The following is a 21,149-nucleotide window of genomic DNA, read 5'->3' as shown; positions in this document are numbered from 1 at the left end:
CCCCAACTTCAAACCGTTAAAAAACGAAGTTTCAGGTTAAGTTGGGGTAGTTCAACGCCAAACTATTTTGGGTTATTTACATCATGGAAGGCGATTGTCATGCACACACAAAAAACCGGATCAGATTTGCAATTGATTGCAAGTCATCCGGTTTTTCAATTTGAGACAGAGTTTTTTTTCCTGCCTGTTTGTTTCGCATGATCTTTTCTATATGTGTAGAAAGAGGGCTGAGCACTGTATTTGGCAGATCAGACGATCGTTGCTCCGAGACAGTTTTTAAAATGATTCATTGCCCATTCATGACCGGTCTGATCAAAGCTTGCAACGGCATCTTCTGGAATCGTCAAAGAATAATTGAGGTTGTAAGCAGCAATTGCCGTGTGAAGCACGCAGATGTCGGTGCAGACACCGCTGAGCCAAAGTTCGGTGATTCCGCGCGAACGCAGGTAGTTGTCCAGATTCGTATTTTGGAAACTGGAATAGCGGTTTTTATCAAACTGATAGACTAACTCTGAGTCCTTGTGGTCATTGAACCACTCGGCCGTTTTTCCATAAAGGTCATGACCGCTCGTGCCTTTGATGTTATGTGGCGGAAACAGTTTCGTTTCCGGATGGTACGGGTCGTTTTTTTGATGAGTGTCCGTCGGGAAGATGACATAATCGCCGTTCTTTAAAAAAGAGTCCGCAAGTTCCCTGATGTGGTCGTCGATTCTTCTTCCGGGATCTCCGCAAGTCAATGCACCGTCTGGGGCAATGAAGTCGTTAGTGTAGTCGATGACAAGTAAAGCTCTCATTAAAATACCTCGCAGTTTTTTCCTATATTATACGTTTAATTTGATCAAGAGTCCATGCGTAAAAAAAGTTCACTGAAAATGGAATTTTTGCTTGCTTTTCAGTTTTGTTTGTAATATTATGGAAAGGTACCTGTGCAAGGGACAGGTGCAAATTTAGTTGTTTAACTTTTTAAATGAGCTATGATGTGGAAGGTTGCGACACACCCGGCCGCTTTGCCACAGGTGTGGCGGTAATTTCCACGGAGCTAGTCTTGTTTTTAAAATAGACGAGGGAGGTAACACAATGGCAAAACAAAAGATTCGTATTCGTTTGAAGGCATACGAACATCGCATTTTAGATCAATCTGCTGACAAGATTGTTGAAACAGCAAAGAGAACAGGTGCTCAAATTTCCGGTCCTATTCCGTTGCCAACGGAACGCACATTATATACGGTTATCCGTTCACCACACAAGCACAAGGATTCTCGTGAACAATTCGAAATGCGCACACACAAGCGTTTGATCGATATCGTAAATCCTACACCAAAGACAGTTGACTCATTGATGAAGCTCGACTTGCCATCAGGCGTAGATATCGAAATCAAATTATAATATATAAATTCAAATAATTGGAGGTGTACTCATGACCACTAAAGGAATCTTAGGAAAAAAAGTAGGTATGACACAAGTCTTCACTGAAAATGGTGAATTAGTTCCTGTAACGGTTGTTGAAGTTGGTACAAACGTGGTATTGCAAGTCAAGACGGTCGAAAACGACGGCTACAACGCAATCCAATTGGGCTTCGACGATCAGCGTGCAGTGAACGTCAACAAACCTGCTAAAGGTCATGCAGATAAAGCAAAAACTGCTCCTAAGCGCTTCGTTCGTGAAATCCGCGATGTGCAGGGAGATTACAAAGTCGGTGACGAAGTTAAGGCAGATCTCTTCGAAGCAGGCGACATCGTAGACGTAACAGGTACGTCCAAGGGACATGGTTTCCAAGGCAACATCAAACGTTGGGGACAAAGTCGTGGACCTATGGCTCACGGTTCTCGTTACCATCGTCGTCCCGGTTCAATGGGTGTTATCATTAACCGTGTTATGAAGGGTAAGATGTTACCAGGACGTATGGGTGGTAAGAGAGTTACGATCCAAAACTTGGACATCGTTAAAGCTGATACGGAAAATGGCGTTCTTTTGATCAAGGGTAACGTTCCTGGCGCAAACAAGTCATACGTTACAATCAAGAGTACGGTTAAATAATTAGAGGAAGGGAGGAAAAATACACATGCCTACAGTAGCATTATTTAAGCAAGACGGTACACAAAACGGTGATGTTCAATTGAACGATGCAGTTTTCGGTATCGAACCAAATAACAATGTTGTCTTCGACGCAGTTATCATGCAACGCGCATCATTGCGTCAAGGCACGCACGCTGTCAAGAACAGAAGCGCTGTTCGCGGCGGTGGCAAGAAGCCATGGCGTCAAAAGGGTACGGGTCGTGCTCGTCAAGGCTCCATCCGTTCACCACAATGGGTTGGTGGTGGTACTGTTTTCGGTCCTACACCACGCTCATACGCATACAAGCTTCCACGCAAGGTTCGTCGTTTGGCAATCAAGTCCGTCCTTTCTCAAAAGGTCCTGGACAACAGCTTGGTTGTTGTTGATGCTTTGACATTTGAAGCACCAAAGACAAAGGCTTTTGCAGAAGTTTTGAACAACTTAGACGTTAAATCCAAAGTTTTAGTAGTTCTTGAAGATGACAACAAGACAGCTGCATTGGCTGCTCGCAACTTGGCCAACGTTACAGTTATCCCAGCTAAGGGCTTGAACGTATTGGATGTTGTTAACAACGACAAGTTGGTCATCACAAAGGGAGCTCTTTCTCAAGTAGAGGAGGTTCTTGCATAATGGAATCACGTGATGTAATTTTACGTCCAGTTATCACAGAAGCATCAATGTCTGAATTGGACAACAAGCGTTACACGTTTGACGTTGATACACGCGCAACGAAGACACAAGTCAAAGCGGCTGTTGAAGACATCTTTGACGTTAAAGTTGCCAAGGTCAACGTTATGAACGTTAAAGGCAAAAAGAAGCGCATGGGTCGCTACGAAGGCTACACAAAGAAGCGTCGTAAGGCCATCGTTACCTTGACTGCCGAATCAAATGAAATCAAATTATTCGACGAAGAATAAAATATTTAATAGGAGGGAAATATAGTGGGAATCAAGAAATTCAAACCAACCTCTAACGGTCGTCGCAACATGACTGGTTCAGATTTCGCTGAAATCACAAAGACTACGCCGGAAAAGTCATTGCTTGCCAAGAAGAGCAAGACTGCAGGTCGTAACTCTTACGGTCATATCACAGTGCGTCACCGTGGCGGTGGCCATAAGCGTCAATATCGTTTGATCGACTTCAAGCGTATTAAAGATGATGTTCCTGCAACAGTTAAAGCAATCGAATATGATCCAAACCGTTCAGCTAACATTGCATTGGTTGTTTACGCTGATGGTGTTAAATCATACATCCTTGCACCTAAGGGCCTTAAAGTTGGCCAGCAAATCCAATCCGGTACAGAAGCCGACATCAAGGTAGGTAATGCTTTGCCATTGGCAAACATCCCTGTCGGTACTGTTATTCACAATATCGAACTCAAGCCTGGCAAGGGCGGTCAATTGGTTCGTTCAGCCGGTACATCAGCACAATTGCTTGGTAAGGAAGGCAAGTACGCAATCGTTCGTCTTACATCCGGCGAAGTTCGTATGATCCTTGTAACATGCCGTGCAACAATCGGTGCTGTTGGCAATGAACAACACGAATTGATCAATATCGGTAAAGCAGGTCGTTCCCGTTGGATGGGCAAGCGTCCACAATCTCGCGGTTCCGTAATGAACCCTAACGATCACCCACACGGTGGTGGTGAAGGTAAAGCTCCTGTTGGTCGTCCATCTCCTATGTCTCCATGGGGCAAGAAGACAGCCGGCAACAAGACTCGTTCCAAGAAAGCTCGTTCTAACAAGTTGATCGTTCGCGGTCGCAACAAGAAATAATCTCCATGCCGCATAAAGGCGGTTAATGTTCCGAAAGGAGGACATACTTTGAGTCGTAGTTTGAAAAAAGGACCTTTCGTCGATGAACACTTGATGAAGAAGGTTGAAGCACAAGCTGATCAAGAAAAGAAGTCAGTTATCAAGACATGGTCACGTCGTTCCACGATCTTCCCTAGCTTCATTGGCTACACAATTGCTGTGTATGATGGACGTAAGCATGTTCCAGTTTACATTCAAGAAGATATGGTAGGACATAAATTGGGTGAATTCGTTCCAACCCGTACGTTCCACGGCCATGCAGCAGACGATAAGAAGACAGGCAAGTAATCAAGGGAGGATAAAAAATGGCTGAACAAGTAACATCAGCAAAAGCAACTGCCAAGACAGTTCGAATCCCTGCACGTAAGGCACGTCTTGTGATCGATCTTATTCGCGGTAAGAGTGTTGCTGAAGCATTGGGTATCTTGAAGTTCACACCAAGATCCGGTGCTTTCTTAGTTGAAAAAGTATTGAAATCTGCAATTGCGAATGCAGAAAACAACTTTGATTTGGATGTCGAAGATTTGTATGTAAGCGAAGCTTATGCAAACGAAGGACCAACATTGAAGCGTTTCCGTCCTCGTGCTAAGGGTTCTGCTTCTCCAATCAACAAGCGCACAAGTCACATCACAGTTGTTGTATCTGTTAAATAAGGAGGGATAACGCGTGGGTCAAAAAATTAATCCTACAGGGTTACGTGTTGGTATCATTCGTGACTGGGATGCAAAATGGTACGCTGAAAAAGACTTTGCATCAAACCTTCACGAAGATTTGCACATCCGCAAATACATTGAAAAGAAGTTAGCCGACGCTTCTGTCTCTACCGTTGAAATTGAACGTGCAGCAAAGCGCGTTAACGTTTCAATCCATACAGCAAAGCCAGGTATGGTAATCGGTAAAGGCGGTTCTGAAGTAGAAAAGCTTCGTAAAGAATTGAATAATTTGACAGGCAAGCGAGTACACATCAACATTGTGGAAATCAAGAAGCCTGATTTGGATGCTAAGCTTGTTGGCGAAAGCATTGCACAACAATTGGAAAACCGTGTTGCTTTCCGTCGTGCTATGAAGCAAGCCATCCAACGTACGATGCGTGCTGGTGCACAAGGTATCAAGGTCCAAGTTGCAGGACGCTTGAACGGTGCTGACATGTCTCGTATCGAACGTTTCTCAGAAGGTACCGTTCCATTGCACACATTGCGTGCTGATATCGACTATGCATGGGTTGAAGCTCGCACGACATACGGCCAGTTGGGCGTTAAGGTATGGATCTACCGTGGCGAAGTTTTGCCAGAAAAGAAAGATAACAGCAAAGGAGGGAAATAATCTATGTTAGTACCAAAACGTGTAAAGCACCGTCGTGAATTCCGCGGTAAGATGCGCGGTGAAGCTAAAGGCGGCAAGGAAGTTGTTTTCGGCGAATTTGGTTTGCAGGCTCTTGATTCACATTGGATCACGAACCGTCAAATCGAAGCTGCTCGTATTGCAATGACTCGTTACATGAAGCGTGGTGGGAAAGTTTGGATTAAGATTTTCCCTCACAAGTCTTACACAGCTAAGGCTATCGGTGTTCGTATGGGTTCTGGGAAAGGTGCTCCAGAAGGTTGGGTAGCTCCAGTTAAGCGCGGCAAGGTTATGTTTGAAATCGGCGGCGTTTCTGAAGAAATTGCCCGTGAAGCATTGCGTTTGGCATCACACAAACTCCCAGTCAAGACAAAGTTTGTAAAACGTGAGGTAGGTGGCGAATCAAATGAAGATTAATGAACTTAATGAATTAACCACTGCTGAAATGCTTGAAAAAGAAAAGCAATTCAAAGAAGAATTATTCAACCTGCGTTTCCAATTAGCTACCGGTCAATTAGAAAATACGGCTCGCTTAAAGGAAGTTCGCAAGTCGATTGCACGCATCAAGACAGTATTGCGTCAAAAAGAATTAAACAAGTAAGAATACGAAGAAGGAGGCTAATCGCGCATGAGTGAAGGTCGTAACCAACGCAAAGTCTATCAAGGACGTGTCGTTTCTGACAAGATGGATAAAACAATCACAGTTGTTGTTGAAACTTATGTTAACCACAAAGTTTACGGCAAGCGTGTCAAGTATTCCAAGAAGTACAAGGCACATGACGAAAACAACGAAGCAAAAGTTGGCGACATCGTCAAGATTATGGAAACACGCCCATTGTCAGCTACAAAACGTTTCCGTTTATTAGAAATCGTTGAAAAAGCAGTTATTATCTAATCTGATAATCAACTTAACATTCGTATTCTGATCTATCTAATAGCGAAAGGAGGTCACATACTGTGATCCAACAAGAAAGTCGTTTGAAAGTCGCTGATAATTCAGGTGCTCGTGAAATCTTGGTTATCAAGATCTTGGGCGGTTCTCGTGTGAAGACTGCAAATATCGGTGACATTATTGTTGCTACTGTTAAACAAGCAACACCAGGTGGCGTTGTCAAAAAAGGCGATGTTGTCAAGGCTGTTGTTGTTCGTACAAAGTCTGGTGCACACCGTGCAGACGGTTCTTACATCAAGTTTGATGAAAATGCCGCTGTAATTATCGGTGAAGATAAGTCACCTAAGGGTACACGTATTTTCGGGCCGGTTGCTCGTGAATTACGTGACGGAAACTTCATGAAGATTGTTTCCTTAGCACCTGAAGTATTGTAATAACCGTATATCAGGCAAGGAGGTGCGCAAGCAGAATGTTCATCAAAAGCAATGACAAAGTTAAAGTGATCGCCGGTAAGGACAAGGGCAAGGAAGGCGTTGTATTACGCGTATTGCCTGCCAAGGATCGCGTGGTCGTTAAAGGCGTAAACGTCGTTAAGAAACATCAAAAGCCAAACAACGCAAACCCAAATGGCGGTATCGTTGAATTTGAAGCACCAATTCATGTTTCTAACGTTATGCTTATTGACCCATCTACAAACGAACCAACACGTGTTGGCTTCAAGGTTGTTGATGGCAAGAAAGTTCGTGTTTCCAAGAAATCCGGAAATGCTATCGAATATAAAGAAGACTAATTAGTCGAGAAAGGAGGAACTATTCTTCATGGTCAATCGTTTAAAAGAAAAATATGATAAAGAAATCGTTCCATCAATGATGGAAAAATTCAATTACACATCAATCATGCAAGCACCAAAGATTGATAAGATCGTTATCAATATGGGTGTTGGTGATGCTGTAGCAAACGCTAAGAATTTGGATGAAGCTGTCGAAGAACTTACACTGATTGCTGGTCAGAAGCCTGTAATTACACGTGCTAAGAAGTCTATCGCCGGTTTCCGTCTTCGCGAAGGCATGGCCATCGGTGCCAAAGTTACGCTTCGCGGCCAACGTATGTACGAATTCTTAGACAAGTTGGTTTCAGTTTCATTGCCACGTGTGCGTGATTTCCACGGTGTAAGCAAGCGCGCCTTCGACGGTCGCGGCAACTACACATTGGGTGTACGTGAACAATTGATCTTCCCTGAAATTGATTTTGATAATGTTAACAAAGTACGCGGTTTGGATATCGTTATCGTTACGACAGCCAACACTGATGAAGAATCACGCGAACTTTTGACACAACTCGGAATGCCATTCGCTAAATAAGGGGGTATTACATTGGCTAAAAAGTCACAAGTTGTAAGAAATCACCGACCAGCCAAGTTCTCGACACAAGCTTACACACGTTGCGAACGCTGTGGTCGTCCACATTCTGTATATCGTAAATTTAAGTTATGCCGTGTTTGCCTGCGCGACCTTGCCCACAAGGGTCAAATCCCTGGCATGAAAAAGGCTAGCTGGTAATCCAAATATTCTATAAAGGAGGCAAACAACATGGCAATGACTGATCCAATTGCAGACTTCTTGACACGTATTCGCAATGCCAACATGGTAAAGCACGAATCCGTAGAAGTTCCTGCTTCAAAGATGAAACGTGACATCGCTGAAATCCTTAAGAATGAAGGATTTATCCGTGATGTTGAATACATCGATGATGACAAGCAAGGCATCATCCGCGTATTCTTGAAATATGGTAAAAATAACGAACGCGTAATTTCTGGTCTTCGTCGTATCTCTAAGCCAGGCTTGCGTTCATACGTTAAAGCAGACGCTGTTCCTAAGGTTCTTAACGGCTTGGGCATCGCTATCCTGTCAACATCTGAAGGTGTCATGACAGACAAAGATGCACGCGCTAAGAAAATTGGCGGCGAAGTAATTGCTTACGTTTGGTAATATAAATTAACCGCAAGGAGGTGTCCATTCCGTGAGTCGTATTGGTTATAAAGCAGTTGAATTGCCTGCAGGAGTTGAAGTCAAGCAAGACGGCAACGTCGTGACTGTCAAGGGTCCTAAGGGTGAATTAACTCGTGAATTTTCAGATTTGATCAAAATCAACGTTGAAGGCAACGTTGTAACTTTTGAACGTTCATCTGATGACAACAAGTCTAAATCATTGCATGGTACAACGCGTGCAAACTTCCACAACATGGTTGTTGGCGTTTCAGAAGGTTTCAAGAAGGAACTTGAACTTCGTGGTGTTGGTTACCGTGCACAAATGCAAGGTAAGAAGCTCGTCTTGAACGTTGGCTATTCTCACCCTGTAGAATTTGAAGAAGAAGATGGCATTACTTATGAAACACCATCTGCAACTTCAATTATCGTTTCCGGTATCAATAAGGAAGAAGTTGGCGATTGTGCAGCTCGCATTCGTGCAACTCGTGCACCAGAACCTTACAAGGGCAAAGGTATTCGCTACGTTGGCGAATTTGTTCGTCGTAAGGAAGGTAAGACTGGTAAATAATCTTGCAGCATGATGCTGTTTTAATTTCAATTAAGAGGTGAAAATTGTGATTTCAAAACCAGACAAGAATAAGACACGTCAAAAACGTCATACGCGTGTCCGTGGTAAAATCTCTGGTACTGCTGAGTGCCCACGCTTAAATGTTTATCGTTCAAACAAAAACATCTACGCTCAAGTTATTGATGACGTAGCGGGTGTGACGCTAGTTAGTGCCTCTACTTTAGACAGTGAAGTTAGCGGCAGCACAAAGACTGAACAAGCTGCTTCAGTTGGTGCTGTAGTTGCTAAACGTGCTGCAGACAAGGGTATCAAAGAAGTTGTATTTGACCGTGGCGGATACCTTTATCATGGTCGTGTGCAGGCTTTGGCTGAAGCTGCACGCGAAAACGGCTTAGACTTTTAGGAAAAGGAGGAAATAACGTTTATGACTTTTATTGATCCAGCTCAATTAGATTTAGAAGACCGCGTCGTTGCAATCAACCGTATCACTAAAGTTGTTAAAGGTGGCCGTCGCCTCCGTTTTGCAGCTTTGGTTATCGTTGGCGACCACAATGGTCACGTGGGCTTCGGTACAGGTAAAGCTCAAGAAGTTCCGGAAGCTATTCGCAAGGCTGTTGATGCTGCTCGTAAGAACTTGATCAAAGTTCCAATGGTCGGAACAACACTTCCTCACGAAGTTATCGGTCAATACAGCGGTAGCCGCATCTTGCTTAAGCCAGCTGAAGCAGGTTCTGGGGTTGCAGCCGGCGGTGCAGTTCGTGCCGTTATGGAACTTGCCGGAGTTGCTGATGTTACAAGTAAATCATTGGGCTCCAACACACCAATCAACGTTGTTCGCGCAACAATGGATGGTTTGTCAAGAATGAAGGATGCTGAAGAAGTTGCTGCAATGCGCGGTGTTTCCGTACAGCATTTAGCAGAATAATTAAGGAGGACAAATTCATGGCTAACTTGAAAGTTACATTAGTTCGTTCTGTCATCGGACGTCCTCAAAACCAACGCGACATCGTTAAGGGCCTTGGCCTTGGACGTGTCAATAGCTCTGTTGTTGTTCCTGACAATGCTGCTATGCGTGGTGTGATCCGCAAGATCAATCATTTAGTGGACGTTGAATTGGCTAAATAATTATTATTTAGAAGAATGGAGGTGCCAACCCTAATGAAATTACATGAATTAAAGCCAGCAGAAGGCTCACGTCAATTGCGCAACCGCGTAGGTCGTGGTACTTCATCCGGCAATGGTAAGACTGCAGGCCGTGGCCAAAAGGGTCAAAAGGCTCGTAGCAAAGTGCGTGTAGGTTTTGAAGGTGGACAAATGCCATTGTTCCGTCGTATGCCTAAGCGCGGTTTCAAGAACGTAAATCGCAAGGATTACGCAATTGTTAACTTGGAAACATTAAACAAATTTGAAGACGGCACGGAAGTTACGCCGGCATTGCTGGTCGAAACACGTGTTGTTAAAGATGAAAAAGATGGTATCAAGGTCTTGGGTAATGGTGAATTGAAGAAGAAGCTTACTGTTAAGGCAAGCAAGTTCTCTGCATCTGCCAAAGCAGCCATCGAAGCAGCAGGCGGTACAGCTGAGGTGATGTAATAAATGCTTAAAACAATGAAGAACGCCTTTGCTGTAAAAGAGATTCGTCAAAAAATCTTATTTACATTAGGTGTCTTGATTGTATTTCGTTTAGGCACTTACATCACTGTCCCTGGGATCAACGCTAAAGCTTTGCAAAGCGTTGCGTCTTCAGGGTTAATTAGTATCTTGAATACTTTTAGCGGTGGCGGTTTGACAAACTATTCCATTCTCGCAATGGGTGTTTCTCCATATATTACTGCTCAAATCGTTATTCAATTGTTGCAAATGGACATTGTTCCACGATTTGTTGAATTAGGTAAACAAGGGGAAGTAGGTCGTCGTAAGCTCAACCAATATACGAGATATTTAACGATCGTGCTTGCGTTTATACAATCAATCGGTATTACGGCCGGTTTCAACTACATGAGTAGCTTGAACCTGGTCCAACATCCAGGTGTTAAGACGTATATCAGTATCGGTATCATTTTAACTGGTGGTACCATGTTCACGACCTGGCTAGGTGACATGATTACGGAACGCGGTCTTGGCAACGGGATTTCCATGATTATCATGGCTGGCATTCTGGCTCGTGTTCCCGTTGGCGTTCATCAGATTTACGTTGAACAGTTCAAGAGTGCTTCCAATATCTGGCAGCCAATTTTGTATGTTGTCGTTCTTGCATTGGTCATCTTGGTTATCGTAACGTTCGTAACTTACGTCCAACAGGCTAATTACAAGATTCCGATTCAATATACGAGACGTCTTGCAGGAGCTTCAGAGAGTTCGTATCTTCCGTTGAAGATCAACATTGCCGGTGTTATTCCGGTTATCTTTGCAAGTTCATTTATTGCTACGCCGCAGACGATTTTGATGCTCTTTACTCAAAATCACTCAGAAGATACCTGGTATCAGGTGATGAGCAATCTTTTCAACATGCAGACGACTCCAGGTATGATTCTGTATACTGTTTTGATCATTGTGTTTACATTCTTCTATGCCTTTGTTCAGGTCAACCCTGAAAAACTGGCTGAAAACTTGCAAAAGCAAGGCAGTTACATTCCTTCTGTCTGGCCGGGCAAGGAAACGGAGAAGTATGTATCAGGTCTCTTAATGCGTTTGAGTTCCGTTGGTTCATTATTCTTGGGACTTGTTTCCTTGATTCCATTGATTGCATCCTCCGTCTGGGGCTTGGATGAATCGATCGGATTAGGCGGTACGAGTTTGCTGATTGTTGTCGGGGTTACTCTCGAAACAATGCGCCAGTTACAAGGTATGATGATGAAGCGTGAATATGTTGGTTTCATTCGTGACGAAGCCTAACGCTGCCAGATGAGAAGCCGGGTTTCCCCGGCTTCTTTTTTTATGAAATGCAGAGCTTTCAACGCACTGTATTTTTAAGCGGCAGCGTTATTTTTCCTACTATTGAACAGGCATTTAAGGTATAATTAACGAGTAAGACATTGAATAATAAAGGAGAAATTGTCATGGCATTAAATCTTATGTTGATGGGTCTTCCCGGCGCAGGCAAGGGAACTCAAGCTGAAAAAATCGTGGATGAATACAGGATTCCGCACATTTCAACGGGTGATATTTTCCGTGCTGCGATGAAGAACGGCACGCCGATGGGCCTTGAAGCTAAGAAGTTTATTGATAAGGGCGAACTTGTTCCTGACGAAGTTACGAACGGCATCGTTAAGGAACGTCTGGCAAAAGATGACGTGAATGACGGCTATATGTTGGACGGTTTTCCGCGCAACATGGCTCAGGCAGAAGCTTTGGACGAATTCGGCAGGGAACTTGGCAAGCCGCTCAATTGCGTCATCAACATTCACGTTGATCCTGAATCATTGATGGAACGCTTGACAGGCCGCTACATCTGCCGCGATTGCGGTGCAACTTATCACAAGGTTTTCAATCCGACAAAAGTTGAAGGCACTTGCGATCGTTGCGGCGGTCACGAATTCTTCCAGAGAGAAGACGACAAGCCTGAAACGGTCAAGAATCGCCTTGACGTCAATATCAAGATGAACACGCCATTGCTTGATTTTTACAGGAAACAAGGCCTGCTTCATGAAGTGAACGGCAACCAGGATATCGACAAGGTCTTCGCTGATATCAAGAAAATTCTGGATCAGATCAAATAGAAATTTCAACAGAACCTGAATTGTCATTTTTTTGGCAGTAGTGCTTGCAACCACAAGTCTATTGTGATATGATAATTCAGGTTTATCTTTTCAATAGGTGCAGTTTGCCCAAAATTTGGAAAATTGCCCTGCGGAAAAAGGTGGGACTCCAAAAAAGCTTCTCACATTTTGACGTGTAAAGTTTTAAAACCAAAATTTAAGGAGGTACTTTTGCGTGGCGAAAGATGATGTGATTGAAATTGAGGGTACGATCAAAGAAACGTTGCCCAATGCGATGTTTAAAGTTGAACTCGAAAACGGACACGAGATTCTTGCTCACGTTTCCGGCAAGATTCGCATGCACTACATTCGTATTTTACCAGGTGACAGGGTTACAGTTGAAATGTCCCCTTACGATTTGACTAAGGGTCGCATTACCTATCGCTTTAAATAGATTGTACTTCGAAACTATTCAGGAGGTATGATTAATGAAAGTAAGACCATCAGTTAAACCGATGTGCGAACATTGCAAAGTAATCAAGCGCAAGGGTCGCGTTATGGTTATTTGTGACAATCCTAAGCACAAACAACGTCAAGGCTAATAATTTGAGGAGGTGAAAATAAATGGCTCGTATTGCAGGTGTCGATTTACCACGTGACAAGCGTATCGTAATCGGCTTAACATACATCTACGGTATCGGTGATACTACTGCTAAGAAGATTCTGGCAGAAGCAGGTGTTTCAGAAGATGTTCGTGTTCGTGACTTGACTTCAGATCAGGAAGACAAGATCCGTGCAGTTGTTGACAACTACAAGGTAGAAGGTGACCTTCGTCGTGAAGTATCCCTCAACATCAAGCGTCTTTCTGAAATCGGATCATACCGCGGCCTTCGCCATCGTCGTCATTTGCCATCTCGTGGACAGAACACGAAGAACAATGCACGTACATGCAAAGGCCCTAAGGTAACTATTGCCGGTAAGAAGAAATAATCTAGAGTAAGGAGGTTAGCTATTTCATGGCAGTAAAGAAATCTCGCAAGCGCCGTGTCAAGAAGAATATCGAAAGCGGTGTTGCACATATTCATTCCACATTCAATAACACACTTGTTATGATCACAGACGTTCATGGTAACGCTGTTGCATGGTCATCTGCAGGTGCATTAGGCTTCAAGGGTTCACGTAAGTCCACGCCGTTTGCCGCACAAATGGCAGCTGAAGCAGCTGCCAAGGGCGCAATGGATCATGGTATGAAGAACGTTGAAGTCGCAGTCAAGGGTCCTGGTTCCGGTCGTGAAGCAGCAATTCGTGCGCTTCAAGCAACAGGACTTGAAGTTACATCTATCAAGGATGTCACACCAGTGCCTCATAACGGATGCCGTCCTCCAAAACGCCGTCGTGTTTAATGTGGATCAGTATTCATTTTGAGGGTACACTTCATAATGTTTTCGCCAGATTACACGTTACGTTTTGAAAGGGGTAAAGATAAGAATGATCGAATTTGAAAAACCAAAAATTCACAAAGTTGAAGAAAGCAATAACTATGGCAAGTTTGTCGTTGAACCGCTTGAACGTGGCTATGGTACGACATTAGGCAATTCGCTTCGTCGTATCTTGCTTTCTTCATTACCAGGTGCTGCTATCACAGACGTTCAAATTGATGGCGTTTTGCACGAATTCTCCACTGTAAAAGGTGTGCTTGAAGACGTGACTGAAATCATTTTGAATCTCAAGAAAGTTGCATTGAAACTCAACTCCGAAGAACCACAATCATTGGAATTCGATATTGTTGGACCTAAGGAAGTTACTGCCGGCGATATCAGCACGAACAGCGATGTTGAAATCCTCAATCCGGATCTTTACATCTGTACGGTTGCTGATGGTGCTTCATTCCATGCACGGATGACTGCAAACAAAGGTCGTGGCTACGTTTCCGCAAATGAAAACAAGGCTAAGGCAGATGATATGCCAATCGGCGTATTAGCAATCGACTCGATTTATACCCCGATCGAACGTGTCAACTACCAAGTAGAAAAAACACGTGTTGGTCAAAAAAATGATTATGACAAGTTAACATTAGACGTATGGACTAACGGCTCAATCACGCCTAGCGAAGCAATTAGTCTGTCCGCTAAGATCTTAACGGAACATTTGGCGTTATTCGTTAATTTGACAGATGAAGCTAAGAATGCTGAAATCATGGTCGAAAAGGAAGAAACGCATAAGGAAAAGATGCTCGAAATGACAATTGAAGAACTCGATTTGTCCGTTCGTTCATACAACTGCTTGAAGCGTGCAAGTATCAATACTGTGCAGGCTTTGACAAACAAGTCTGAATCTGACATGATGAAGGTTCGTAATCTGGGCCGCAAGTCATTGGAAGAAGTCAAGGCTAAGTTGGCAGATCTTGGTTTATCATTACGTCATGATGACTAATATTTTTCAATTAAGGGAGGGAATCTGTTCATGGCTTACCGCAAATTAGGACGCACAAGCGCACACCGCAAATCAATGTTACGCAACTTGACAACTGATTTGATCGTTAATGGTCGTATTGTTACAACAGAAACTCGTGCTAAAGAAGTACGCAAGTTTGCTGACAAGATGATCACATTAGGCAAGAAGGGCGATCTCGCTTCACGTCGTCGTGCAGCTGCATTCATGATGGATGTTATTGCAGACGTTAAGGAAGAAGAAGACAAGGTCGTTGTTCAAACTGCTTTGCAAAAACTTTTTGACGATGTTGCACCTCGTTTCGAAAACCGTAACGGTGGTTACACACGCATCATCAAGATGGATGCTCGCCGCGGCGATGCTGCAAAGATGGCTGTGCTTGAATTAGTTGACTAATTCAATAGCAATCAAATAAGAAAACTGTCACTTTTACAATGATAACTGGGCGTTACGATGTTGGGTTAAAATCCGAGTCTAGTCCTAAGTAACAGGTTGCGGAACCTGCGAAACCTTCATTGTAAAAAGTGATTTTTTTTTTGGCCTGGAGATGATGTCCAGGCCTTTTTTAGTTATGTCTGGTCCACGTAAGAAAGTTAGTTTTTTATCGTGAGTTTTTCTATTAAACTTCAAATAATTCTTGTATAATGAAACATAATATCGCCAATGCTCTATTGTTTTGTATGAAAGGAACGAATAATTTTGTTGTTGTTCTTGAAAATGTTTAAATGAAAGTCAAAATCTGGCGCGGGATTACGATCATATTGGCAAGTTTTTGGAGCGTTTTCCTGTTCTTTAATGCATATATATACAAGACCAAACTCTATGAATCGAAATTTGCCATGATTTATGCAATTGCCGGGATTTTTGCGATGCTTTTCCATCTATGGCAGATTGCCGTCCTGGTGATGCCTAAAAAAAGCTTCGACAGCTGGAACGAATGGATACATAGTCTGTTTTTGAGAAATTTGCTGGAAACCGCATCATGGCTGATGCTTTCGATAAGTTCTCTGCTTTATTTCATGACGGGAGAAAATTTTTTAAACGGTGCGCTATTGCTTTTGTGTCTCGTTTTGGTCTGGGGATGCAGCGTTTGTCTGACCGGTTTTCTTTTAAAAAACGATTCCGGATATGAACAAAAGGAACGCTCATTTGAAGCCGTTTCTTCGCGCCTGATGAAAAACGTTCATTATGTTGTTGATTCGACGGTTGAAAAATTTGTCGAAAATGAAATTATTGTTCGTTTTAACGCTTGTCTGCGGCGAAGCATTCTGGCACTGGTGCTGACAACCGTTGTCCTGGTCAGCAGCGTCTGCGATTTTACCTGGAATAATCTGATTTTTGCCGGTGCCTGCGTTTTTTTCGCGCTGTATGTTGCGGCAGGAAGGATTTCCTACAGGTCAAAAGTTACCAGGCATCGCAAACAGGCGGTGTACCTTTTGCCGGCAGCACAATTGCTCGGCATTTACAAGACGGTCATCTCGCTGTCCGATACCAGAATCCTGAATTTCAGGCCGGTTGACGAGCTTCAGATCGCATATTGTCTTTTCAGAGTCGAAACTTTTGAGGAGTGCATGGCCTATATGGATACGATTTCTTCTGAAAAATACAGTGCCGAACTCGAATATCTGCGACTGTCATGCAACGTCGGGCTCCATCGGCGTGACAGGGCGCTTGCAATCTTTGCTGATCTGCAGGAAAAAGTTGAACGGATGAATCAAAGGAAGGCTCATGATTACAGGCTGGGACTGACTTTTTTGAGCACGATTCTCTGGCGGAGGTATGATCAGGCCCAGGTTGAATTGAATGCCTACAGGCCATGCGTTACCGAAGAGGAAGCGACCTTTTATCAGGCCTGGATTGATGAACAGGTTATTTAGAAATGTCGTGTCCGCAAGTTGACAATTTGCGGCATGGCTTTTTTTTTATAAAATGTGGTATGATATTCCTAATACAATGAGAGCGGGGAAGTAGATTGAGCTCAATAATTAAAATCAAGAATCTGACATTTTCATATTCGGCTGAAGATGAAAGAAAAACACTGGATAACGTTAATTTAGAAATTGAAGCAGGCCAGTGGGTGGCACTGATCGGACACAACGGAAGCGGCAAGTCGACTCTGGCACGGTGCATTGACGGTCTTCTCATGCCCGAGTCCGGGTCGATTGAAGTTGACGGACTGCATTTAACGGAAGAAACCGTGTGGGACGTCAGAGAACGCATCGGCATGGTCTTCCAGAACCCAGACAACCAGTTCGTTGGAGCAGACGTTGAAGGAGACGTGGCGTTCGGCATGGAGAACAGGGGGATTCCGCGTGCCGAAATGCTGAAGCGCGTTGAAGAAGTTTTGGAAGCAGTCGACATGACCGCATTTGCAAAACACGAGCCCGTGCGTCTTTCCGGGGGGCAGAAACAGCGCGTTGCCATTGCCGGTGTTCTGGCCGTAAGACCGAAGATCATTATTTTTGACGAATCGACAAGCATGCTGGATCCGGAAGGGAAAAGAGACATCGTCGGGCTGATGCGCCGGCTGAACGATGAGGAAGATTTCACCATTATCTCGATCACGCACGATATTGATGAAGCCAGCCTGGCCGATCGCGTCATCGTCTTGAATGACGGCAGGATCATTGATGACGACGTGCCGGAGAAAATTTTTGCGAGCGGCGATCTGCTGACGAAAATCGGGCTTGATCTGCCATACCCCGAAGCGTTGAAGAAAGAGCTGAAGGAAAATGGAATCGATGTTCCGAATGAATATCTGGATGAAGAAGGGATGGTTGACTGGTTATGCCGATCCGCGTTGAAAAATTAAGCTACAGCTATCAGGCGGGCACGCCGATGGAACATAAGGCATTGGAGAACATTTCGCTTGAGATAGCGGACGGAAGCTATACCGCCGTCATCGGCCACACCGGAAGCGGCAAGTCGACTCTGATGCAGCATTTGAACGGCTTGCTGAAACCGACTGAAGGATGCCTGGAAGTCAACGGACATCAGATTACGCCGGAAACGCAGAACAGGGAACTCGGCGATCTGAGAAGAGAAGTCGGGTTTGTCTTTCAATTTCCTGAAGCGCAGCTGTTTGAGGAAACGGTCAGAAAAGACATTGCGTTTGCTCCGAAAAATTTCGGCAAGTCAGACGAGGAGGCAGAAGCAATCGCAGTCAGGATGGCCAAAATGGTCGATCTTCCCGATGAGGTTCTGGACAAGTCTCCGTTTGAGCTTTCCGGAGGGCAGATGCGGCGCGTGGCAATTGCCGGCATTTTGGCAATGGAGCCGAAAATTTTGGTTCTGGACGAACCGACGGCAGGACTTGATCCCATGGGTCGTCTGGAAATGATGCAGCTTTTTTCAAGACTTCACAAAAACGGGATGACAATCATTTTGGTAACGCACCAGATGAACGACGTCGCTGATTATGCCGACCATGCGCTGGTTTTGGAACATGGCAGACTGATTGCCGATACGACGCCCAAAGCCTTGTTTTCAAAACCTGAATGGCTCAGAGAACATCACCTCGATCTGCCGCAGACGACCAAGTTTGCCGAAAAACTGACGGCAAGCGGGATGAAGTTCGCTTCTCTTCCGCTGACAAAAAAAGAATTGGCGCAGATTCTGGCGGACAGGATAAAAGGGGGTTCTGCAGATGAATAAGCTTTTGCTCGGGCGTTACATCAACGGTGATTCTCTGGTTCACCGGATGGATGCCAGAAACAAGCTGGTGCTCAGTTTCTATTTTGTGGCAATCATTTTCCTGTGCAATAACTGGCAGACGTACCTGCTGCTTGCGGCATTCGTCTTGATGTGCGTCAGGTTTTCCGACCTTGGCATCGGATTCTTCATCAAAGGCGTCAGACCTTTGCTTGGCCTGATTGTCTTCACCGTGCTCCTGCAGGTGTTCTTCACCAGAGGCGGCCACGTCTACTGGGAATTTGGCCCGCTGTCATTGACGCATTTCGGAATCGTCAACGGCTTTTACGTCTTCTGCCGCTTCGTTTTGATTATTTTCATGTCGACGCTTCTGACTCTGACGACTGCGCCGCTTGAAATTTCCGATGCAATCGAGTCGCTTTTAAAGCCGCTCAAGGCCGTCAAGGTCCCGGTATACGAAATTTCCCTGATGCTTTCAATCGCATTGCGCTTTGTGCCGACTCTGATGGACGAAACGGAAAAGATCATGAATGCGCAAAGGTCGCGCGGCGTCAATTTTTCGGAAGGAACCTTGATGCAACGGATCAAGGCCGTGATTCCGCTGTTGATTCCATTGTTCGTCAGTTCGTTCAACCGCGCGGAAGAACTTGCGACGGCAATGGAGGCACGCGGTTATCGCGGAGGCGAAGGCCGGACGAAATACAGAGTACAGGTTTGGACCAAAATTGACACGATTGCGGTGATTTTGTTTGCAGTCGTGACGATTCTGCTATTTGTTTTGAGGAAATTTTAATGACTAGAAGATACAAGATTACACTTGCTTATGACGGCACCAATTTTGCCGGCTTTCAAGTACAGCCGAACCAGAGGACCGTTCAATCAGTGCTTGAAGCCGCCGTCAACAAGATGAGCAAAAATTCTGATTACATCACAATCTATGGCTCCGGCAGAACGGATGCCGGCGTTCACGCTCTGGGACAGGTTGTTCATTTTGACTTTCCGCATGACATTCCGGCGGAAGGAATGCTCAGGGGGCTGAATTCAATGCTTCCGCTGGACTGCGAGGTCATCGGCTGCGAAATAGTTCCAAACGACTTTCATGCTCGTTTTACGACGCATGGCAAGCGCTACATGTACCGCGTCAGTCGCGGACGATTTACGAACCCATTCAAGCGTTTCTACACAGGTCACTACAAATATCCGCTGGACGTTGAAAAAATCAAGGAAGCCATGCCCGACCTGGTGGGAACGCATGATTTTTCAAGTTTTGTTGCTTCCGGCAGCCAGACGACGAATCATGTTCGCACGATTTATGAGGCAACCGTCAGAGAAGACAGGGAAAACGACGAAATCATCTTTGAATTCTGCGGCAATGGCTTCCTGTACAACCAGGTCAGAATCATGGTGGCAACGCTGCTTGAAATCGGCAACGGCAAACGCCCCGTGCATGATTTTCTGAGATTGTACGAGGTCAAGGACAGAAACGAATGTCGCGAAACGGCGCCTGCCAGCGGACTGTATTTAAAGGAAGTCTATTATGACTGAGGAAAAATTGCAGATTCTTTAAATTTTTAAGAGAATTTCAATTGACTATATCGAATAAAAATCGTAATATAGTATTTGGTATTGTTTGCCCCACAGTAAGCCCCGTTAATCTTATTGTATGTCAAACATGTATACATCAAATGGAGGAAATTAACGTGCGTACAACATATATTGCAAAACCAGGCGAAGTAGAACGTAAGTGGTATGTCGTAGACGCAACAGATGTGCCTTTGGGCCGTTTGTCAGCTGTTGTGGCTTCCGTATTACGCGGTAAGAACAAACCAACATTTACACCAAATGTTGATACAGGCGACTACGTAGTCGTTGTCAATGCTGAAAAGGTTGCCTTGACAGGTCATAAGGACAAGAACAAGATCTATTACCATCACTCAAACCATCCAGGTGGCTTGAAGGCTCGTACAGCTGGTGATTACCGTGAAAAGGATCCGGAAAAGCTTATCGCATTGTCCGTTAAGGGCATGCTTCCAAAGGGTTCCCTTGGCCGTCAGCAAGCTAAGAAGCTTCATGTATACCGTGGCGCAGATCACAAGCATGCAGCACAAAACCCAGAAGTTCTGGATATCACTAACTTAATCTAACCTAGGAGGAAAACGATTTTGGCACAAGTACAATATCGCGGCACAGGCCGTCGTAAAAACTCTGTCGCTCGTGTAATCTTGGTTCCTGGTACAGGCAAGATCACGATGAACGGCAAACCTGCAGAAGAATATGTTCCATTTGCAAACTTACGCGAAGTTATGGTACAACCATTTGCTGTTACGGAAACAAAAGGTCAATATGACGTTTTGGTAAACGTAAACGGTGGTGGTTTCTCCGGCCAAGCAGGCGCTACACGTCATGGTATCGCTCGTGCATTGCTCGAAGTTGACCCGGATTTCCGTGGCGTTCTCAAGCGTGCAGGTCTCTTGACACGTGATGCACGTATGAAAGAACGTAAGAAGCCAGGTCTTAAGAAAGCTCGTAAGGCTTCACAATTCTCCAAGCGTTAATTTTCGATTATCGCAAGGAAAAAAGCACTCGCTCTATGGGGGCGGGTGCTTTTTTGCGTGGTGCAAGTTTGATTTTGTCTTAATAAATTTCCCGATGATGAGGACGAAATAGACAAAAAAATCAGCTACGTTCC

Annotated in this window: 37 protein-coding genes and 1 pseudogene; 37 read left to right on the top strand and 1 reads right to left on the bottom strand. The window is 44.5% G+C overall.

The window, feature by feature from the left end:
* A pseudogene (locus V7Z60_RS04170) lies at positions 1-201 on the top strand (hypothetical protein); the annotation flags it as partial.
* 47 nt (positions 202-248) lie between these two features.
* Here the strand turns inward: V7Z60_RS04170 and V7Z60_RS04165 are convergent.
* Positions 249-794, bottom strand: coding sequence for a cysteine hydrolase family protein (locus tag V7Z60_RS04165; RefSeq protein ID WP_334116555.1), 546 nt, complete (start codon positions 792-794; stop codon positions 249-251).
* 283 nt (positions 795-1,077) lie between these two features.
* On the opposite strand from V7Z60_RS04165, the gene rpsJ reads away from it, so the two are divergent.
* From rpsJ to rpsI, 36 genes are all read left to right on the top strand, one after another.
* Entirely contained in the window at positions 1,078-1,386 is a 309-nt protein-coding gene (gene rpsJ / locus V7Z60_RS04160; RefSeq protein WP_003692937.1) for a 30S ribosomal protein S10, read from the top strand.
* A 31-nt stretch (positions 1,387-1,417) separates the two neighbouring features.
* Positions 1,418-2,038, top strand: coding sequence for a 50S ribosomal protein L3 (rplC, locus tag V7Z60_RS04155; RefSeq protein ID WP_014072866.1), 621 nt, complete (start codon positions 1,418-1,420; stop codon positions 2,036-2,038).
* A gap of 25 nt (positions 2,039-2,063) precedes the next feature.
* Positions 2,064-2,687 (top strand): 50S ribosomal protein L4, encoded by a 624-nt coding sequence (rplD, locus tag V7Z60_RS04150; protein ID WP_003692941.1) that lies wholly within the window; start codon positions 2,064-2,066, stop codon positions 2,685-2,687.
* Positions 2,687-2,974, top strand: coding sequence for a 50S ribosomal protein L23 (gene rplW, locus V7Z60_RS04145; protein ID WP_334116551.1), 288 nt, complete (start codon positions 2,687-2,689; stop codon positions 2,972-2,974). The genes rplD and rplW overlap by 1 nt, the downstream gene beginning before the upstream one ends.
* 24 nt (positions 2,975-2,998) lie before the next feature.
* Positions 2,999-3,832: a 50S ribosomal protein L2 gene (rplB, locus tag V7Z60_RS04140; protein ID WP_334116550.1), complete on the top strand. Its 834-nt coding sequence runs from the start codon at positions 2,999-3,001 to the stop codon at positions 3,830-3,832.
* Between the two features lie 48 nt (positions 3,833-3,880).
* On the top strand, positions 3,881-4,159 hold the full coding sequence (gene rpsS / locus V7Z60_RS04135; protein WP_003692946.1) for a 30S ribosomal protein S19: 279 nt from the start codon (positions 3,881-3,883) through the stop codon (positions 4,157-4,159).
* A 17-nt stretch (positions 4,160-4,176) separates the two neighbouring features.
* The gene (gene rplV / locus V7Z60_RS04130) at positions 4,177-4,524 is read left to right on the top strand and encodes a 50S ribosomal protein L22 (protein WP_003692947.1); all 348 of its coding nucleotides are present in this window, start codon (positions 4,177-4,179) and stop codon (positions 4,522-4,524) included.
* 13 nt (positions 4,525-4,537) lie between these two features.
* Entirely contained in the window at positions 4,538-5,194 is a 657-nt protein-coding gene (rpsC, locus tag V7Z60_RS04125; protein WP_039122879.1) for a 30S ribosomal protein S3, read from the top strand.
* Between the two features lie 3 nt (positions 5,195-5,197).
* Positions 5,198-5,629, top strand: a complete 432-nt coding sequence (rplP, locus tag V7Z60_RS04120) for a 50S ribosomal protein L16 (protein ID WP_003692951.1) — start codon at positions 5,198-5,200, stop codon at positions 5,627-5,629.
* Positions 5,619-5,813: a 50S ribosomal protein L29 gene (gene rpmC / locus V7Z60_RS04115; RefSeq protein WP_003696805.1), complete on the top strand. Its 195-nt coding sequence runs from the start codon at positions 5,619-5,621 to the stop codon at positions 5,811-5,813. Before rplP ends, rpmC begins: the two co-directional genes overlap by 11 nt.
* 27 nt (positions 5,814-5,840) lie before the next feature.
* The gene (gene rpsQ / locus V7Z60_RS04110; RefSeq protein ID WP_003692954.1) at positions 5,841-6,107 is read left to right on the top strand and encodes a 30S ribosomal protein S17; all 267 of its coding nucleotides are present in this window, start codon (positions 5,841-5,843) and stop codon (positions 6,105-6,107) included.
* Positions 6,108-6,169: 62 nt separating this feature from the next.
* Positions 6,170-6,538: a 50S ribosomal protein L14 gene (rplN, locus tag V7Z60_RS04105; protein WP_003692955.1), complete on the top strand. Its 369-nt coding sequence runs from the start codon at positions 6,170-6,172 to the stop codon at positions 6,536-6,538.
* 35 nt (positions 6,539-6,573) lie between these two features.
* Positions 6,574-6,894 carry a 50S ribosomal protein L24 gene (rplX, locus tag V7Z60_RS04100; RefSeq protein ID WP_003692957.1) on the top strand — a complete coding sequence of 107 codons (321 nt, stop codon included), beginning with the start codon at positions 6,574-6,576 and terminating at the stop codon, positions 6,892-6,894.
* A gap of 28 nt (positions 6,895-6,922) precedes the next feature.
* On the top strand, positions 6,923-7,465 hold the full coding sequence (gene rplE, locus V7Z60_RS04095) for a 50S ribosomal protein L5 (protein ID WP_334116549.1): 543 nt from the start codon (positions 6,923-6,925) through the stop codon (positions 7,463-7,465).
* A 12-nt stretch (positions 7,466-7,477) separates the two neighbouring features.
* On the top strand, positions 7,478-7,663 hold the full coding sequence (locus V7Z60_RS04090) for a type Z 30S ribosomal protein S14 (RefSeq protein ID WP_003692960.1): 186 nt from the start codon (positions 7,478-7,480) through the stop codon (positions 7,661-7,663).
* Positions 7,664-7,693: 30 nt separating this feature from the next.
* A complete protein-coding gene (gene rpsH, locus V7Z60_RS04085) occupies positions 7,694-8,092 on the top strand; it encodes a 30S ribosomal protein S8 (protein ID WP_003692961.1) in 399 nt (132 codons plus the stop codon).
* A gap of 31 nt (positions 8,093-8,123) precedes the next feature.
* A complete protein-coding gene (gene rplF / locus V7Z60_RS04080; protein ID WP_014072868.1) occupies positions 8,124-8,660 on the top strand; it encodes a 50S ribosomal protein L6 in 537 nt (178 codons plus the stop codon).
* A gap of 37 nt (positions 8,661-8,697) precedes the next feature.
* On the top strand, positions 8,698-9,063 hold the full coding sequence (rplR, locus tag V7Z60_RS04075) for a 50S ribosomal protein L18 (protein WP_003692965.1): 366 nt from the start codon (positions 8,698-8,700) through the stop codon (positions 9,061-9,063).
* Between the two features lie 21 nt (positions 9,064-9,084).
* The gene (rpsE, locus tag V7Z60_RS04070; RefSeq protein ID WP_334116548.1) at positions 9,085-9,585 is read left to right on the top strand and encodes a 30S ribosomal protein S5; all 501 of its coding nucleotides are present in this window, start codon (positions 9,085-9,087) and stop codon (positions 9,583-9,585) included.
* Between the two features lie 17 nt (positions 9,586-9,602).
* Positions 9,603-9,785: a 50S ribosomal protein L30 gene (gene rpmD / locus V7Z60_RS04065; protein WP_003696799.1), complete on the top strand. Its 183-nt coding sequence runs from the start codon at positions 9,603-9,605 to the stop codon at positions 9,783-9,785.
* 33 nt (positions 9,786-9,818) lie between these two features.
* Positions 9,819-10,253, top strand: a complete 435-nt coding sequence (gene rplO, locus V7Z60_RS04060; RefSeq protein ID WP_334116547.1) for a 50S ribosomal protein L15 — start codon at positions 9,819-9,821, stop codon at positions 10,251-10,253.
* A gap of 3 nt (positions 10,254-10,256) precedes the next feature.
* Complete coding sequence (secY, locus tag V7Z60_RS04055) at positions 10,257-11,555, top strand: preprotein translocase subunit SecY (protein WP_334116546.1); 1,299 nt, start codon at positions 10,257-10,259, stop codon at positions 11,553-11,555.
* Positions 11,556-11,719: 164 nt separating this feature from the next.
* On the top strand, positions 11,720-12,379 hold the full coding sequence (locus V7Z60_RS04050) for an adenylate kinase (protein WP_334116545.1): 660 nt from the start codon (positions 11,720-11,722) through the stop codon (positions 12,377-12,379).
* A gap of 214 nt (positions 12,380-12,593) precedes the next feature.
* Positions 12,594-12,812 (top strand): translation initiation factor IF-1, encoded by a 219-nt coding sequence (infA, locus tag V7Z60_RS04045; RefSeq protein WP_003692975.1) that lies wholly within the window; start codon positions 12,594-12,596, stop codon positions 12,810-12,812.
* Between the two features lie 34 nt (positions 12,813-12,846).
* Complete coding sequence (rpmJ, locus tag V7Z60_RS04040) at positions 12,847-12,960, top strand: 50S ribosomal protein L36 (protein WP_003696792.1); 114 nt, start codon at positions 12,847-12,849, stop codon at positions 12,958-12,960.
* Positions 12,961-12,982: 22 nt separating this feature from the next.
* Positions 12,983-13,348 carry a 30S ribosomal protein S13 gene (gene rpsM, locus V7Z60_RS04035; RefSeq protein WP_003692977.1) on the top strand — a complete coding sequence of 122 codons (366 nt, stop codon included), beginning with the start codon at positions 12,983-12,985 and terminating at the stop codon, positions 13,346-13,348.
* 26 nt (positions 13,349-13,374) lie between these two features.
* Positions 13,375-13,761, top strand: a complete 387-nt coding sequence (gene rpsK / locus V7Z60_RS04030) for a 30S ribosomal protein S11 (RefSeq protein ID WP_003692978.1) — start codon at positions 13,375-13,377, stop codon at positions 13,759-13,761.
* A gap of 85 nt (positions 13,762-13,846) precedes the next feature.
* Entirely contained in the window at positions 13,847-14,791 is a 945-nt protein-coding gene (locus V7Z60_RS04025) for a DNA-directed RNA polymerase subunit alpha (RefSeq protein ID WP_334116531.1), read from the top strand.
* Between the two features lie 30 nt (positions 14,792-14,821).
* Positions 14,822-15,205, top strand: coding sequence for a 50S ribosomal protein L17 (rplQ, locus tag V7Z60_RS04020; RefSeq protein ID WP_003692980.1), 384 nt, complete (start codon positions 14,822-14,824; stop codon positions 15,203-15,205).
* 329 nt (positions 15,206-15,534) lie between these two features.
* On the top strand, positions 15,535-16,686 hold the full coding sequence (locus V7Z60_RS04015) for a hypothetical protein (RefSeq protein ID WP_334116529.1): 1,152 nt from the start codon (positions 15,535-15,537) through the stop codon (positions 16,684-16,686).
* 95 nt (positions 16,687-16,781) lie between these two features.
* A complete protein-coding gene (locus V7Z60_RS04010; protein ID WP_334116527.1) occupies positions 16,782-17,621 on the top strand; it encodes an energy-coupling factor ABC transporter ATP-binding protein in 840 nt (279 codons plus the stop codon).
* The gene (locus tag V7Z60_RS04005) at positions 17,597-18,463 is read left to right on the top strand and encodes an energy-coupling factor transporter ATPase (RefSeq protein WP_334116525.1); all 867 of its coding nucleotides are present in this window, start codon (positions 17,597-17,599) and stop codon (positions 18,461-18,463) included. The genes V7Z60_RS04010 and V7Z60_RS04005 overlap by 25 nt, the downstream gene beginning before the upstream one ends.
* Positions 18,456-19,253 carry an energy-coupling factor transporter transmembrane component T family protein gene (locus V7Z60_RS04000; protein ID WP_334116524.1) on the top strand — a complete coding sequence of 266 codons (798 nt, stop codon included), beginning with the start codon at positions 18,456-18,458 and terminating at the stop codon, positions 19,251-19,253. The genes V7Z60_RS04005 and V7Z60_RS04000 overlap by 8 nt, the downstream gene beginning before the upstream one ends.
* Positions 19,253-20,005, top strand: coding sequence for a tRNA pseudouridine(38-40) synthase TruA (gene truA, locus V7Z60_RS03995; protein WP_334116523.1), 753 nt, complete (start codon positions 19,253-19,255; stop codon positions 20,003-20,005). Before V7Z60_RS04000 ends, truA begins: the two co-directional genes overlap by 1 nt.
* 155 nt (positions 20,006-20,160) lie before the next feature.
* Positions 20,161-20,604 carry a 50S ribosomal protein L13 gene (gene rplM, locus V7Z60_RS03990; RefSeq protein WP_046921864.1) on the top strand — a complete coding sequence of 148 codons (444 nt, stop codon included), beginning with the start codon at positions 20,161-20,163 and terminating at the stop codon, positions 20,602-20,604.
* Positions 20,605-20,622: 18 nt separating this feature from the next.
* Entirely contained in the window at positions 20,623-21,015 is a 393-nt protein-coding gene (rpsI, locus tag V7Z60_RS03985) for a 30S ribosomal protein S9 (RefSeq protein ID WP_003698908.1), read from the top strand.
* Positions 21,016-21,149 lie beyond the last annotated feature (134 nt).

The organism is Ligilactobacillus sp. (assembly GCF_036846325.1).
GTDB lineage: Bacteria > Bacillota > Bacilli > Lactobacillales > Lactobacillaceae > Ligilactobacillus.
Note: the sequence above shows the minus strand (reverse complement) of the source record. Positions and strands in the feature narration are given on the sequence as shown.

Bases quoted from the DNA above. Each gene is read 5' to 3' on its own strand.
- rplW (WP_334116551.1), top strand. From the start codon at position 2,687: ATGGAATCACGTGATGTAATTTTACGTCCAGTTATCACAGAAGCATCA.
- V7Z60_RS04005 (WP_334116525.1), top strand. From the start codon at position 17,597: ATGCCGATCCGCGTTGAAAAATTAAGCTACAGCTATCAGGCGGGCACG.
- rplP (WP_003692951.1), top strand. From the start codon at position 5,198: ATGTTAGTACCAAAACGTGTAAAGCACCGTCGTGAATTCCGCGGTAAG.
- rpmJ (WP_003696792.1), top strand. From the start codon at position 12,847: ATGAAAGTAAGACCATCAGTTAAACCGATGTGCGAACATTGCAAAGTA.
- rpsQ (WP_003692954.1), top strand. From the start codon at position 5,841: ATGAGTGAAGGTCGTAACCAACGCAAAGTCTATCAAGGACGTGTCGTT.
- rplO (WP_334116547.1), top strand. From the start codon at position 9,819: ATGAAATTACATGAATTAAAGCCAGCAGAAGGCTCACGTCAATTGCGC.
- truA (WP_334116523.1), top strand. From the start codon at position 19,253: ATGACTAGAAGATACAAGATTACACTTGCTTATGACGGCACCAATTTT.
- rpsM (WP_003692977.1), top strand. From the start codon at position 12,983: ATGGCTCGTATTGCAGGTGTCGATTTACCACGTGACAAGCGTATCGTA.
- rplQ (WP_003692980.1), top strand. From the start codon at position 14,822: ATGGCTTACCGCAAATTAGGACGCACAAGCGCACACCGCAAATCAATG.
- V7Z60_RS04165 (WP_334116555.1), bottom strand. From the start codon at position 794: ATGAGAGCTTTACTTGTCATCGACTACACTAACGACTTCATTGCCCCA.
- rplV (WP_003692947.1), top strand. From the start codon at position 4,177: ATGGCTGAACAAGTAACATCAGCAAAAGCAACTGCCAAGACAGTTCGA.
- rpmD (WP_003696799.1), top strand. From the start codon at position 9,603: ATGGCTAACTTGAAAGTTACATTAGTTCGTTCTGTCATCGGACGTCCT.
- V7Z60_RS04015 (WP_334116529.1), top strand. From the start codon at position 15,535: ATGAAAGTCAAAATCTGGCGCGGGATTACGATCATATTGGCAAGTTTT.
- rplX (WP_003692957.1), top strand. From the start codon at position 6,574: ATGTTCATCAAAAGCAATGACAAAGTTAAAGTGATCGCCGGTAAGGAC.
- rplE (WP_334116549.1), top strand. From the start codon at position 6,923: ATGGTCAATCGTTTAAAAGAAAAATATGATAAAGAAATCGTTCCATCA.
- V7Z60_RS04025 (WP_334116531.1), top strand. From the start codon at position 13,847: ATGATCGAATTTGAAAAACCAAAAATTCACAAAGTTGAAGAAAGCAAT.
- rplC (WP_014072866.1), top strand. From the start codon at position 1,418: ATGACCACTAAAGGAATCTTAGGAAAAAAAGTAGGTATGACACAAGTC.
- rpsK (WP_003692978.1), top strand. From the start codon at position 13,375: ATGGCAGTAAAGAAATCTCGCAAGCGCCGTGTCAAGAAGAATATCGAA.
- rpmC (WP_003696805.1), top strand. From the start codon at position 5,619: ATGAAGATTAATGAACTTAATGAATTAACCACTGCTGAAATGCTTGAA.
- rpsJ (WP_003692937.1), top strand. From the start codon at position 1,078: ATGGCAAAACAAAAGATTCGTATTCGTTTGAAGGCATACGAACATCGC.
- secY (WP_334116546.1), top strand. From the start codon at position 10,257: ATGCTTAAAACAATGAAGAACGCCTTTGCTGTAAAAGAGATTCGTCAA.
- rpsE (WP_334116548.1), top strand. From the start codon at position 9,085: ATGACTTTTATTGATCCAGCTCAATTAGATTTAGAAGACCGCGTCGTT.
- V7Z60_RS04000 (WP_334116524.1), top strand. From the start codon at position 18,456: ATGAATAAGCTTTTGCTCGGGCGTTACATCAACGGTGATTCTCTGGTT.
- rplD (WP_003692941.1), top strand. From the start codon at position 2,064: ATGCCTACAGTAGCATTATTTAAGCAAGACGGTACACAAAACGGTGAT.
- rpsH (WP_003692961.1), top strand. From the start codon at position 7,694: ATGGCAATGACTGATCCAATTGCAGACTTCTTGACACGTATTCGCAAT.
- V7Z60_RS04050 (WP_334116545.1), top strand. From the start codon at position 11,720: ATGGCATTAAATCTTATGTTGATGGGTCTTCCCGGCGCAGGCAAGGGA.